At 50.6% G+C, this 12154-nt stretch carries 19 protein-coding genes and 2 tRNA genes; 8 read left to right on the top strand and 13 right to left on the bottom strand.

Going from position 1 to position 12154, the window contains the following annotated elements:
- Positions 1-481, bottom strand: a 481-nt coding sequence (locus ACJAZW_RS09765; protein WP_415157524.1) for a hypothetical protein, incomplete at its 3' end; no start/stop codon positions are given.
- Between ACJAZW_RS09765 and ACJAZW_RS09760 the strand changes: the two genes are divergently transcribed.
- On the top strand, positions 482-937 hold the full coding sequence (locus tag ACJAZW_RS09760) for a hypothetical protein (protein ID WP_415157522.1): 456 nt from the start codon (positions 482-484) through the stop codon (positions 935-937). It abuts the gene before it with no gap.
- 8 nt (positions 938-945) lie between these two features.
- Here ACJAZW_RS09760 and ACJAZW_RS09755 read toward each other — a convergent pair whose 3' ends face one another.
- From ACJAZW_RS09755 to ACJAZW_RS09720, 8 genes are all read right to left on the bottom strand, one after another.
- Positions 946-1752, bottom strand: a complete 807-nt coding sequence (locus ACJAZW_RS09755; protein ID WP_415157520.1) for a DUF6551 family protein — start codon at positions 1750-1752, stop codon at positions 946-948.
- Positions 1745-2113 (bottom strand): winged helix-turn-helix domain-containing protein, encoded by a 369-nt coding sequence (locus ACJAZW_RS09750; protein WP_415157518.1) that lies wholly within the window; start codon positions 2111-2113, stop codon positions 1745-1747. The genes ACJAZW_RS09755 and ACJAZW_RS09750 overlap by 8 nt, the downstream gene beginning before the upstream one ends.
- Entirely contained in the window at positions 2110-2514 is a 405-nt protein-coding gene (locus ACJAZW_RS09745; protein ID WP_415157516.1) for a hypothetical protein, read from the bottom strand. Before ACJAZW_RS09745 ends, ACJAZW_RS09750 begins: the two co-directional genes overlap by 4 nt.
- Positions 2504-3088 (bottom strand): GcrA family cell cycle regulator, encoded by a 585-nt coding sequence (locus ACJAZW_RS09740; RefSeq protein ID WP_415157514.1) that lies wholly within the window; start codon positions 3086-3088, stop codon positions 2504-2506. The genes ACJAZW_RS09745 and ACJAZW_RS09740 overlap by 11 nt, the downstream gene beginning before the upstream one ends.
- The gene (locus ACJAZW_RS09735) at positions 3085-4713 is read right to left on the bottom strand and encodes an MT-A70 family methyltransferase (RefSeq protein ID WP_415157512.1); all 1629 of its coding nucleotides are present in this window, start codon (positions 4711-4713) and stop codon (positions 3085-3087) included. Before ACJAZW_RS09735 ends, ACJAZW_RS09740 begins: the two co-directional genes overlap by 4 nt.
- Positions 4710-4955, bottom strand: coding sequence for a hypothetical protein (locus ACJAZW_RS09730; protein WP_415157510.1), 246 nt, complete (start codon positions 4953-4955; stop codon positions 4710-4712). The genes ACJAZW_RS09735 and ACJAZW_RS09730 overlap by 4 nt, the downstream gene beginning before the upstream one ends.
- Positions 4952-5422 carry a phage regulatory CII family protein gene (locus tag ACJAZW_RS09725; protein ID WP_415157508.1) on the bottom strand — a complete coding sequence of 157 codons (471 nt, stop codon included), beginning with the start codon at positions 5420-5422 and terminating at the stop codon, positions 4952-4954. Before ACJAZW_RS09725 ends, ACJAZW_RS09730 begins: the two co-directional genes overlap by 4 nt.
- Before the next feature lie 396 nt (positions 5423-5818).
- Positions 5819-6088 (bottom strand): helix-turn-helix domain-containing protein, encoded by a 270-nt coding sequence (locus ACJAZW_RS09720; protein WP_415157506.1) that lies wholly within the window; start codon positions 6086-6088, stop codon positions 5819-5821.
- Between the two features lie 18 nt (positions 6089-6106).
- Between ACJAZW_RS09720 and ACJAZW_RS09715 the strand changes: the two genes are divergently transcribed.
- A complete protein-coding gene (locus ACJAZW_RS09715) occupies positions 6107-6820 on the top strand; it encodes a LexA family protein (RefSeq protein ID WP_415157504.1) in 714 nt (237 codons plus the stop codon).
- On the opposite strand, the gene ACJAZW_RS09710 is transcribed toward ACJAZW_RS09715, so the two are convergent.
- Complete coding sequence (locus ACJAZW_RS09710; protein ID WP_415157502.1) at positions 6821-7135, bottom strand: hypothetical protein; 315 nt, start codon at positions 7133-7135, stop codon at positions 6821-6823. It abuts the gene before it with no gap.
- A gap of 187 nt (positions 7136-7322) precedes the next feature.
- Here ACJAZW_RS09710 and ACJAZW_RS09705 point away from each other — a divergent pair, with 187 nt between their 5' ends.
- The 6 genes from ACJAZW_RS09705 (at position 7323) to ACJAZW_RS09680 (ending at position 10161) form a co-directional block, all read left to right on the top strand.
- A complete protein-coding gene (locus tag ACJAZW_RS09705; RefSeq protein ID WP_415157500.1) occupies positions 7323-7634 on the top strand; it encodes a hypothetical protein in 312 nt (103 codons plus the stop codon).
- A gap of 112 nt (positions 7635-7746) precedes the next feature.
- The gene (locus ACJAZW_RS09700; protein ID WP_415157498.1) at positions 7747-7914 is read left to right on the top strand and encodes a hypothetical protein; all 168 of its coding nucleotides are present in this window, start codon (positions 7747-7749) and stop codon (positions 7912-7914) included.
- Complete coding sequence (locus tag ACJAZW_RS09695; protein ID WP_415157496.1) at positions 7911-8492, top strand: hypothetical protein; 582 nt, start codon at positions 7911-7913, stop codon at positions 8490-8492. Before ACJAZW_RS09700 ends, ACJAZW_RS09695 begins: the two co-directional genes overlap by 4 nt.
- Entirely contained in the window at positions 8485-8727 is a 243-nt protein-coding gene (locus ACJAZW_RS09690) for a hypothetical protein (RefSeq protein ID WP_415157494.1), read from the top strand. Before ACJAZW_RS09695 ends, ACJAZW_RS09690 begins: the two co-directional genes overlap by 8 nt.
- A gap of 218 nt (positions 8728-8945) precedes the next feature.
- Positions 8946-9848, top strand: coding sequence for a hypothetical protein (locus ACJAZW_RS09685; protein WP_415157492.1), 903 nt, complete (start codon positions 8946-8948; stop codon positions 9846-9848).
- A gap of 121 nt (positions 9849-9969) precedes the next feature.
- Complete coding sequence (locus ACJAZW_RS09680) at positions 9970-10161, top strand: hypothetical protein (protein WP_415157490.1); 192 nt, start codon at positions 9970-9972, stop codon at positions 10159-10161.
- A gap of 174 nt (positions 10162-10335) precedes the next feature.
- Here ACJAZW_RS09680 and ACJAZW_RS09675 read toward each other — a convergent pair whose 3' ends face one another.
- The 3 genes from ACJAZW_RS09675 to ACJAZW_RS09665 form a co-directional block, all read right to left on the bottom strand.
- Complete coding sequence (locus tag ACJAZW_RS09675) at positions 10336-11721, bottom strand: DUF6538 domain-containing protein (protein ID WP_415157488.1); 1386 nt, start codon at positions 11719-11721, stop codon at positions 10336-10338.
- Positions 11722-11856: 135 nt separating this feature from the next.
- Positions 11857-11930: transfer RNA gene (locus ACJAZW_RS09670), tRNA-Gly, on the bottom strand.
- Between the two features lie 30 nt (positions 11931-11960).
- A tRNA-Tyr gene (locus tag ACJAZW_RS09665) sits at positions 11961-12045 on the bottom strand.
- Positions 12046-12154: the final 109 nt, after the last annotated feature.

Raw genomic sequence — 12154 nt, 5'->3', positions numbered from 1 at the left:
CTAATAAAAGCTTGCGCGTGGTGGCGGCGCAATTCGCCCTTTGCTCACTCATGGTGGCTCTCCGTGATAAGCCGCCCAACGAGGTCTGAAACTCGCAAATTAGGCGGGGTGGGACGAACAGGTTCAGACCACCTAGACAAACCTCACGGAAATATGCCCAGGCCTGCTTGCGCAGCCTGATCGCCCACCCCATAGGGTCTAGGCCGAAGCCTAGACACAAAAAACCACGCTTTTGGGGCGTGGTGAGCGCCGTGAAGTTCACAGGGGTCTGAATCCTGACTTCTGTCTCCAGAAGCATCAGAATCATGCGCTCAAATAGATGATTTGTCAAATGCGGGTATTGACTCTTCTTCGTGCCTATCGAAACTAGCGCCATATTTTTTGGCGGTTTTGAGGGACACTTATGGGTATTTTGAGCAAGATGGCTGGCGTTTTCGCCCTGATTTTTTGTGCAATTTCTTTTGCCATTGGCAACAGTCAATTGGGTGTCGCAGCCTTGGCGCTTGGTATTGGTCTGTGGTCGTTTGGCGCGGCGCTTAGCAAGCCCGCCCCACCGAGAGAGAGTGCTTACCAAGAAAGGCAAAGGCAAGTCGCCGCTGCAAAGCATCAGCAGTTCACAGCCCCCGTTTCGGCTAGCGACACACACCAATTGCTTGAAGCCACCCGCATTGTCTTGGCCAACGTCAAACGATGGCAAAAGTACAAAATCCACGTCGATGCCATTGTCGCCGCTGAAATTCGCGATCAGAACGTCACGGCGCTGATCAGCACCATTTTGGCAGAAATCGACCAAGCGTCCGACGACCTTGATACAGTTGCCGAGGACTTTGACACCCTTACGTCCAGTGAAGAAGGTCACCTGAACGACAGCTACCAACTCTTGGACAGTTTTCGGACCCAATATGCCGATGCCATGGCGACGCTGCAACGTGCTTGACTCAATCATCAATTTGCCCGATTTTTGGGTTCGCTGATTTTCTTGGCGCTCAACCCCTTATTGTACATCGCAACAATGGCACCGGCGCACGCCCGCATTGACCCACTACCATTCAGATTTTTATGTGCTTCAATCGTGTTGTTTCGCTCGTTGTCACGAAGTGGCACTAACACGGTGGAAAGGCGGTCCAAGTCGCAACTCTCGTTTTCACTAATCACTTGGCTCACGGAACTTACTAGCGTGCCCTTCAGAGCCGCGTTATCGGATGGGCGTGCGCGGCAAATGGTTTGCATTGCCTTAACCACAGCACTGTGACCATCGCGCCTCAGCGCGCGCCCAATTGAAGTCACTGAATGAGTGAGATTTGGCCGTGCATAGCCATGTTCTGGCACGATATCGCAACCGGCTTCGCTTAAAGCTGCGCCAATGCGCAAACAATCCGCATCTTCAGCGGCCATACCTGCCCAATATTTCTCAATCGCATTCACCGCCTTGCGATCACGGTTGATGGCGAGAAAGTTGCCGGCAGCGTCTTTCAACTCGCCCTTAGTGACGATGGTCGCAGGCACCTGCTCAATCATTGGATGCAACGACGCAGCTTTCACCCGATGTTGACCGTCCGTCACAAAATAGCGACCATCATCAGCGGGCACCAAAACAACCGCACCAAAGTGGTCCCATTTAAAGTCGCGCAAAATCTTGTTTACACGCGCACCATCAACTTCGCGTTGGTAGTTACTGTCCACATCAATCAAATTGACTGGTACCCATTCAAGCGCCGGTTGTGCGCCTATTTCCATGTTGATTTCAGGCATTGGTTTCTAGTTCCTTTTCAACAATGCGGTATCCGCGCGCCCAGCAGGTTTCGATCACAATGCCAAGCGGTTTGATTTTTGGGCGTATCTTGCAGACGAAAACGTCGACGATTCTGATTTCGGGCTGTTCGCAATCCTTGCTTTGCCAATAGACCCCATCAAGGATGGCCTCTTTCGACTGGACACGCCCTTTGGCGCGCCAAAGAACTTGAAACAATTCAAATTCGCGAATGGGAAGCGACACAAAATAGCCGTTGCGCACTAAGATGCCCGTATCTTCATCTATCAGCACTTGTGTCTGATCGATGATTTCACCACCACAACATGGGCAATTGTCAGTAGGCATTGCTATGTCCATCATTCGATGCCCTTCACCGCTCTGTGCATACGATCGGTTAGCCGCGCGTCTTCCCATCGGATTTGCTCCAGTCCTCTTTGAAGCAGATCAATGGTTCTGCGCGCGTCCATTTCGGTAAAGTCCAACTCAAACGGCGTTCCATCCATGTGCAACAGGATCCGGTGATCACCACTTGGCTCCAACGCAATTTTGCCGATTAAGCGGCACTCCCACATGATTTGCGTTAGCCCCTGTTCAAGCAGCTTAATGGCTGTCCGGGCATCTTCTTCGGTAAAGTCCAACTCAAACGGCGTTCCATCCATGTGCAACAGGATGCGATGATCGCCGCTTGGCTCTAGGGCAACCTTGCCCACAAAGCGCCGCTCTGGTGCGCGGTTATGATTTGGTGAAGCGCTATAAGACATGGGTTGCCTCCACCTGGTATATTGGCCAATCATCAACTGGTGCTTTCCAAGTTCCCTTGGCCAGCATGCTGTGTTCTCTGCAATAGGTCTCTGACGCAACGCCTGTGTCCAATCCGCAAAAACGGGTGGACATGCCTGTTTCAATCGGCCACCTGCACGATCTGGCATCCAACTCCATAAAGGTGATCAAAAGCGCGTGGCGATTGGCATAGTGGCCCATAGTGATTGCCTTCAGCACACCAACTTTGGTATTCTGTTGCGCCGATGCAGCCTGCTTTTCTGGGTCAAACCGATAGAGCAATTTGTGGCGCAATGAAGCGTCAACCTGACCGCGCTTTTTCTTGATGGTGGTTGCTTTTTCTGAGGCTACGGCGGCTTCAGCAACGATACAGATTTCGCCAGTTTTCAGTTTTTCACGGTGCTTGAAACCAAGTATTGCATTGCGACTGCATCCGAGCTGCTCTGCAACTTGCCCAGCACTTATCCCGTCGCGATCCATAATGTTGATCACGGCCAGTTTGGATGCCTTTTGCAGGGTTTTCCATGGCGGCAATTGGGCAAGGATTGCGTTCATTCCGCCACCGCCATATTCAATCGAATGCGTTCATTCGAATTGATATCCGCAGGCAATATTTTGCCATCCACTGCCACCCAACCACCAAACCAATCGCCTTTTTGGTTCTTGGTCGGATCAAACTTTTTGCTGGCGATGGCCGCGATTGAAAAGGTGGTCGCGCCATTCATGTCATAAGGGCCATTGACCTTAAGCACGGTTAGGCTTTGCACCTTGCCTTTCGCGTCTGTGTGTTCGATTTCGGTATGCGCAACTAGCAAATCTTTCACACTTGGCTGACCGTCCGGCACGGGCCTAAACACCGCATCAATGCTCGGCTGATCGCCACCAAGCAAAGCTTCAGCCTTGGCCAGTTTCTTCATTTTTGGCACTTTGGCGGGCAGCGTTTCGGGTTCACTTTTCGGTGCAGTTTCTGGTGCTTCATTGCCCCATACAAACCAACCAGGGCGCGCGCGACGCGCATTCAGTTCAATCTTTTTGGCGTTCGGGTAATAGCGTTCAATCACCTCGTAAGCGGCATCTGGCTTTTCGCTATGCTTGCCAACAGGCGCTTTAATCACGCTGTCAGCTTGTTCGCCCATGGCCGGTGCTGGAATGTCGCCACGCGTACCTACCAGCAACAATTCATGGCAATTGCGGAACCAATAACCGGTGCCTTTGCGCCCTTCTTTTACCCAAACCAAGTTCGATTTATAGGCAAAGCCCCGGCTTTGCATCAGCGCAATGGCCTGTGGCAGCATTGGCACCGTCGCCCACATGAACAACACACAATCTTTCGCCGCTATTCTGGCAATGTCGCGCCTGCCCAAAGCATCCATATCGCTTGTTGGATAGTGGTTGTCGGCAGCCCGGTCCATGCCCGTTTCGCGGCAATAGGGCTCAAACTGCCATTCATCATCGGTCAAAATAACCTGAAATTTCTCTTTCGGCAGGGCGACCGCCTTGCCCGCAAGCGCCTGTTCTTTCTGCGCGCGTTTGGCTTTTTTATCAGCAGTCTTTTTGTCGCGCTGTTCTTTGGCCACTTTGGCAACAGCCTGTGGCGCAGCCTCGCGGATCAAATCGACCTGCTCATCACGTGATAATGATGCGAGGTGAGCCGCCGCGCTCACCTTCACATCACCGGTTCGCACAGCCTCAACAACCTCAGGCGCAGCCTCTGCCATAACCTTTTTGGCATCCGCCACCGAGCGCGCAGAAACATTCAATTGCTTGGCCGCTTCTTTTACCGATGTTTGCGGCAAAGTCTGCAAATTTGCAGACTTAGATTGCGCATTGCGTCCGCTGGTCATGTTGGCCAGCGCCGCCGCAACCATGGCGCGCTGACTTTCAGTCAATTGCCGACGATGCAGGTTTTTCGACAGAACAAATTGCAAAGGATCAGGCGAAATGTTGGCCAGCTTGCAGTGCATTTCAAAATCAATGAAGTGCCGCACCCCATATTCACCGATGTCCTTCAACGCCCGATAGCGATTGCGCCCGTCAAGGATCTTACCATCCAGCAAAATAATCTGCTCTTGCAAACCATTCTGGCGAATGTCGCTCACAAATTCAGTGCGGTCCGCACCCACCATATAGGGGAACATATCGGCATATGGATGGGGCTGAAGGTCTGCAAACTTGCTCACGACACGATCCCTTCACGCTGGATCAACTTGTTCAAAGCGACCATGCGCGCGTGTTGCGTGCAGAATGGTTCGCCATCAATTTCATAGGCAGAAAAACGGCGGCATTTCGAGCTATCCCAGCCGCGTTCGGCATAAAAACTTTCCATACGTTTATTGTTTTGACCGCACCAATCATGGCCAGCGTCAGCGCAACATTGTGGCGTTGGTTCAGTTTCAATTTTGGAGACAAGCACTTTAATCATTCGCCCTCACCCACAACTTGCTTCAGCGCCACCAAAGCACCTATCGCCTCATCAATTTCATTGATCGTGGCTTGCCGTTCACCCTTGTCGAATGTGCCATCTGAAAGGCTTTCGCCAATGCGGGTGAACACCTCACCAACCTCTTTGCTGGTCCGGCCTAATGCCATTTGCAGGTCAGCAAACCGCGCAGGCAATTGCGGCAGCGCCACCACTTCATGGCCAACCATCCGCGCCAAGGTCTGCACAATGCGCACATCGCCGCTTTCGCGCATCAGCTCGGCCACCACATCGATCGGCATCATGGAAGCTTGGTTGGGATTGTAGTAATCCGAAAAAGTCTGGTGCCGCTTGATGCGCTGCGAAATCGATGCGCAAGCCTCATTGCCGCCACACACCCGCACTTGATGGCGCGTGGCCGCAATCAATGCAGCCCAATTATCAGCTGTGATTTGCGCTAGGTTAGGCATGGCAACTCTCTTTTGCTTGCCGTGTGACAGTTTTGCCCGAGCGTGAAACGCTCGACACATGAAACAGATCACAACACCACAGTTGAAATTGGCGCTTAAAGCGCTTGAACAAGCCGAGGCCGAATGCGAATTGGCGCAAGAACAAAGCGCAGTTTTTCAGCGCCAAAGGGAAAACGCCCCGCGCCCTGCTCTTGCAGCCGGTCTGCACCCCACATTGGGGCTCGTTGCGCTCACAACGGTCCAGAATAAAAAGCGGATGCGCCAGGGAGGTTCCAACGCGTGTCACCCAAAAGTGGAGGCCGGTTTTTGGACCAATGACACGCGCAGAAAGAGACGCACCCGAGTTGGTGTGCCACACGTGCTCACGCGGCCCACAGGGAGAAAAAAGTGAGGCACTCATGCGGATGCCTCATCGCTAGGGATACTAATCAACTCAGAGGGCCGATTGACGCTCAACCATTCAATTCGTGTTTCGTGCATATCTTGCGCGCTAACTTTGCCACTCGAAAGCGTTGTGAGACGATCGACCATAGGTGCAGGCATTTGCGACTCACCACATTCATAACGCTGCAAGGTGCGCGCAGGATTGGCACCCAAAATGCCTAGCTGCACTGCCAATTCACGTTGTGAAACTTTCGCGTCAATTCGCCAATTTCTAATGTCCATGTCATTTTGTAGCACTCGATGCTATATTTCTGTCAACAAAAAAATAGCACCCCACGCCACAACAATTGTAGCGCAGCGTGCTATCTATTTGAAATGAAAAATCGAATTAAGGAATTCATGCGCGAGAAAAAAGTTTCGCGCGACGAGATAGCAGACGCACTGGACGTGCATCCTGTAACTGTGAGCAGGCTAATATCTGGTCAAATCCCTCTAACGACCGACAGGCTTGAAACACTCGCCAAGACGTTCGGAGTTAGACCAGAAGAGATAATTTCTAACCAACCGCTCATTCAGATGCGCCCCGTGCAGGTTGTAGCTTATGTGCAAGCGGGCAATTGGGCAGAAAGCAACGAACTTGAGGACACTGACCGATACAATGTCGCCGTCCCTCAAGACCTTCAATATGCCAAATATGGACTGACCGGAGTTGAGGTTCGCGGCACATCCATGAACAAGCGTTACCCCGAAGGAACGGTTTTGGTAATCACCAACGCGATTGAAACGCAAGAAGACATCAAACCTGGCAAACGATATATCGTTGAACGCGAACGCCCGGACGGTATGCGTGAATGTACCGTCAAGACTCTACATCGTGACGAAGCAGATCAACTTTGGCTTCTGCCAGAATCTAACGACCCACGACACCAACAACCCATCGAGGTTAACGGCGACTTAGGGGACACCATCCGCGTTGTTGGACGTGTTGCCTATTCACTACTGCGAGAAGACTGATCAGTCCGAGTAGTGCCCATCCACAACAGAAGCTAGTTTTTTGCCGCCATTGTAGCCATAAATTGCTATCGCGGCTCGTCCATTTAAATCAGCTGCATCACAGTAGATAGCAATCGCCAAGTTCACCTTCTGGCTATGGCTAAGAACAACCCACTCAACTTCATATGCCTTCCAGCTGCCATCGAAGGTGATGAAGCCTAGGGTTTTAGCCTTCTCAATATAGCGGTCAAACTCTGCGGATTTCAATTTGCACTCGCGGGAAACGGTTTGATTAACTCCGCCACATCCAATGAGTAGAAGCGCCAATAATGGCATTAGTGTTCTTAAAAGTATCATCACTCGTAGCCACAAAACTATGAAACATCGCAACACCTTAACACCCTCTCAACCGATCAGCAAACGCGAGATGTGCGCATGATATAGCATTCAATGCTACAAATTGCTTGACAGTAATATAGCACTCAATGCTACTTTATTGCATCGCCAACCATGGAGATGCGAAATGAAGCACAATCTTTTTTCAACATTCAGCCCGTTCGATAAGCCATATCCCGGCATGGATATCGACAGCGATGCCCAGGACCAAATTGAGCAGCGCGATCCACCTAGCGTGGCTGATCGCGATGTCATCGAGCATGGTCGCCAAGCCATTTGCGGCATGCAGAAGCCAAACGAGATACAGGTGAAACGCCTGCTCGACCAATCGGGTCTCACAAAAATTCAGATCGAGCGAAACCTCGCCGCGATCCTTTTTGCAGCTGGTCCGCGTTTTGCCTGTGTGCTCAGCGCCACACGCTTTACCGGCCTCAACTAATGGGCGGCGTTCCCTTTGGTGAAATGGCGGCAGGCGCGGCACTCTTGGCCGTTCCTGCCCTCGTCTACACCTTCACCTGCACCCCTTATTCAATCTTTTTGTGGATCTCAGCATGAGCAGAGTCATTCAGGTTTACATCGACGACAGCACCGAATTGCGCTTGCTAAAGGCATCTGAACAGAGCGAACGCACCATCGAAGACTTGGCCGAATGTGCTGTCTGCGAATATGTGATGAACGCTTTCCGGAACCACAAAGACGATCCGGGAGCAAAAGCATGAACAAACAATTCATTGCCAACATGGCCAATGGCGACACGCTGAGCTTTAACGATCCTGCTTTTGGCGAGTTCAAACCAGAACCAACTTTTCGTCAGCTGAGCTACATCAACCGATGGGCTGGCAACCTAACGCGCGAATATAATGTGTTGCAGCACTCTATGCTTGTCGCCGAGGCAATTGATGAGCCCGAGCTGAAAATCTATGGCCTGTTGCACGACGTGCCAGAAAACAGCACCGGCGATGTGACCGGGCCATATAAGGACTTTATTGACCAAATGAGCTTTGGCATCGTCAAACGCCATGAAGCTGAAATGCTTTACAAACTCTGTGAGTCAATCGGCATTGCTGGACCCGCTAAGCACGTCGAAAAGAAAATTCACCGCGCCGACATGATTGCCCGCGCAACAGAATTGCGAGACGTGGTGGCCTATCCGAACGGCATTTTGATCAACTATGACCCGATGCCCAAAGCCATCGCAAAGGTGCCACGCGAAGAACTGATCGTTCAAGCGCTTGACGTCTACCACACCTACCTGGCGCTTTATTTCGCCGCGTTTCCGGTGGCCGCAAATGGCTAACCTTGTTTACACCGCCCAATGGTTTGGTTGCCGACATTGCGACGTGATGTGGCTTGGTGGGGAACTGCCCATGTCCACGGATCAAATTACAACCATGCACAAAGCGAACAGGCTGTGCCTTGGTTGCAACAAGCCAACTCAATTCCATGGTGGCCGTGCACAATTCACCGCCACCCACACATATTCTGGCCCAGCCAGCGACATTTTGCACCTGTTTGAAAGGAAAGCGGCGTGATCAAATTTTTTGTTAATACCTGCGAACTCAAAAACACTTTGACTATGTTCAATCACCTCGCAAGCCCTTGGTCTACGGACAATCTTGTTCAACTAAGTCTCACATCAAATGACTTGTCTTTGGCCGCGCAACAAGGCGGTGTCGAAACCACCAAATGTCTAACTGTACAGAACCATTCGGGCACAGACGCATCCTTTGAAATTGAGATAATCAGTCTCATGTCAATGGTTGACTCAATTCGAGACGAAACAACCTGCTGCAGCTTTGATGAAGAATTGGGGCTATTGCTAATCAATTGTTGGGATGGAACCGAATTCACCCATCCAACAGTTGAGCCAATCAAACCATTCGAAAAATTTGCGATTAAGCCTGCAAAAATTGCTCATGTTTTTGAACCAAAGCAGTTTCGCCCTCTTTTCCATACGCTGCGTCAAGCTACAAGCTTTGAAGAGACCAGGTACTATCTAAATAGTGTTTACTGGGATTTATCCGAACTTCCAAAAGCCACTTTAGTCGCAACGGACGGGCACAAATTGGTGACCTACGCCTATGATCTGCCAAAATTCGTAAAACCTATGGCTGGTCCAGTCATCCCTAGAACACTGATTGAGCAAACCCTGCGCCTTTGCGGTAACTCGCGCGTCACACTGAATTTTGACGGTAAGTATTTGTGCACAGAGTTCAATGGCATGCGCGTTGCTGCAGAACAAATTGACGGCATTTTTCCAGATTACCGCAGTGTTACACCAAACGCCAGCCAACGCCCGCACATCATAACTTTTGATCGCAAGCACTTCTTGTCAATGGTGGAAAAACTACGCGGTGTTAAAACCCTTGATGGATGGTTCGAATGTGATGCCGAAAACAAGGTCCGGGTTGGGGCAAGGCGAAATGGAGATGGCACACCCTGCCTATGTACAATCACCACTCAAGTTAATTGGCCACAAGATTGCACACTCAAAAAAATAGGATTTAACCCAAACTACCTTCACCAGTATGCAAAATCCGCAATTGGTAAAGAGGTAACGTTTTGCCTGTGCGACGACGCTATGAAACCAGCCCTGTTTTTCGACGGGAATAAAGCACTTACGCGAGTGTTGATGCCCCGAAAGACATCCTGATGAACGCCAAAACCGTTTGCGCGCTAGTTTTAGCTTTCCTCGTCACTGATTGGGCCATCGATAACGAACGACGCCTAAAACGGATTGAAAAACAAGTTGCCGAAATCCATGAGGTTGTACGATGATCCACTTCAAAGTTCTGCAGAACTTCCAACAAATCGATATGGGCAAAGCGCAAAAAGCGCCCCGCGTTGGCGACGTGATTATCACCAACAAGGGCACCTACCGCGTCACCCAACGCGCATTTGACCTTCGTGCCGATCATACAGGTGGGTTCTGTATTGAAGTTGAAACAATCGGCGCAGGTGTCTAGCAATGTCAGCGCCTTCTTTACAAAAACGCATTCAGATCTGGGAACAAGGGCTGGATCGTCTTGCCCTTGAGATCGAAAATCGCGGTCAAGAAGGTGAAAAACTATTGCCGCTATTCGAGCGTGTTGAGCGCGAGTTAGCAGCCGACTTGCAAAGGCAAGCAACGCTTGGATCGGTTAATCAACGACTTCAACGATTGAAGGATCAAAAGGCAACACAATCTTCGCCAACTGATCGCGCTGCCACTTAAACTGCCCGCCCTGCCCATATTTTGGTCGCTCGTTTGAGTGACCCATCAAGATTTTTCTAAGCTCCTCATCAACACCCGCCTCTTTCATACGATCTTCAAAGCTATGCCGAAGACTATAAGTCGTGTGTCCCGTTGTTTCCTTGAGCCCATTGTTGCCCAAATATTTATTCACCAGAGCCGACCAGCTACTTTCCTTGTCAAAATAGCGCGGGAAACCATTTGGAAATGCCTGCGCGACAGCAAGCGAAACACCAACCAGTGGGATGCGGCGTTTCGATGTCGCTGTCTTTATCTCGCGCCGACCTTCAAAGTTCTCACGTGCAGACACCGGCGCGATCACCAAGTGCGGCACGTCATGGTCCAGCACAATCCGCTCCGGCACGATGTTACAAATCTCACCCGGCCTTGCTCCGCTGTCGATCATCATTAGAAAAATGCCTCGCGCCTCTTTATTGAGGTTTGGAAGCGCACCACTGCACAAAAACTTTGTCTGGATCCACGCGCTGGAGAACGATGGACGTGTCCGCCCATCAGTTTCCCTAAAACTTAAACCTGCAAACGGATTTACATAGTCAAAAATGCCCGCTTGCGCCTGATATTCATTGAGCATTTTGCGCAAATTGCCAATGACGCGATTGCCCGATGAAGCCGTATGCGTTGGCGCAGTTCCTTTTGGCACAATTCGCTGTTGCCAAAACTGGTAGACCTTAAGCGCATCATCTCGCGTGATTTCGCTTATCGGCTTATCGCCAACAAGCTCTATGAAATTTGCGACCGACTTAGTTTTGATGTTGCGCCAAATGCGCAACTGCGAAGCGCTCTTATTGGCGGTTTGATCCGTGGCTATTTCGTCAAAATAGATTTGCAGCAAATGCCCCATCTTAACTTTAGGTGCATCAACCGCACCGATGATCGCGTCCACTGCGAGTTTGTCGGCAGGCTTGCTCTCCAATGCTTGCAGCCGCGACAGCAGATCATCATCTGAAGCCTTTGAGGCTAAATCACTGGCTGATTGATATTTGAAACCAAGACCCTCGGCGCGGCCACGCGCTCGATCATATGCGGCCCGCGCCAATTGGACGGAATCGCCAGAGCTTAATGCTGCCCACAATTTGTTGTCGGCATCTTCAAACTGATCGCGCTTAACACGCGCAACCATCAAATCATCAGTCTTGAGTGAAACACGCACAAATCGCCCACGTTCATCAAGCGAACGAAGCTTATTCGGCACCCGCCGCATGTACTGAAAAACGCCAGAACGGTTGATCAGATATCGATCAGGATCCGCCTTGCTCTTTTGATTTCGCCCCAAACAACCACCCAAAAAACTGCTTTTGTATCACAATAGGTATCACAATAGGTATCACAGTTTCGCAAAGTCGCACAATAGATCAGTGCAATTTAACACCTAAGTTGTTGTTTGTGCTTGGTTTTTTATGGAATGAGGTGGAGCGGGTAGAGGGAATCGAACCCTCGTATTCAGCTTGGAAGGCTGCTGCACTACCATTGTGCTATACCCGCATCCGGCTCGGTCTGCCAATATTACATGAATGGTGGAGGGGACTGGATTCGAACCAGTGTAGCCTAAGGCGCCAGATTTACAGTCTGGTGGTATTAACCACTCACCCACCCCTCCACATTTATTCAATGTAACTCGGGACCGAGTCATGTTCGCTTGCTCATATAAATGAAACAAACTAACGCGCGGTTTATGGTCACCACGGCGCAATCTGTCAACACTAAAT

It is taken from the genome of Maritalea sp. (genome assembly GCF_047634455.1).
In the GTDB taxonomy this organism is placed as follows: domain Bacteria; phylum Pseudomonadota; class Alphaproteobacteria; order Rhizobiales; family Devosiaceae; genus Maritalea.
This window is presented reverse-complemented; position numbering and strand designations above follow the sequence as displayed.